Below are 347 nucleotides of genomic sequence, written 5' to 3' on the forward strand. Positions count from 1 at the left end.
GCCTTCACGTTGTCGATCGTGTCGGAGCTCTCCACCTCCAGGGTGATCGTCTTCCCGGTCAGAGTCTTGACGAAGATCTGCATGCCGCCGCGGAGACGGAGGACGAGGTGGAGAGTCGACTCCTTCTGGATGTTGTAATCCGCCAAGGTGCGCCCGTCCTCGAGCTGCTTTCCGGCGAAGATCAGCCGCTGCTGGTCCGGTGGAATCCCTTCCTTGTCCTGGATCTTAGCCTTGACGTTGTCGATCGTGTCGGAGCTCTCCACCTCGAGAGTGATGGTCTTGCCGGTCAAAGTTTTCACAAAGATCTGCATGTTGGAAGGCTGAGATTGGGAGCCTCGGTATCTAAA

General features: G+C 57.1%; 1 protein-coding gene. It reads right to left on the reverse strand.

Annotated features, from left to right (window positions below):
- On the reverse strand, positions 1-311 hold a 311-nt coding region (locus tag C3B73_RS05845; RefSeq protein ID WP_232803033.1), incomplete at its 3' end, for a ubiquitin family protein.
- Positions 312-347: the final 36 nt, after the last annotated feature.

The sequence above is a fragment of the Gracilimonas amylolytica genome, from assembly GCF_002911695.1.
Taxonomy (GTDB): Bacteria; Bacteroidota; Rhodothermia; order Balneolales; family Balneolaceae; genus Gracilimonas; species Gracilimonas amylolytica.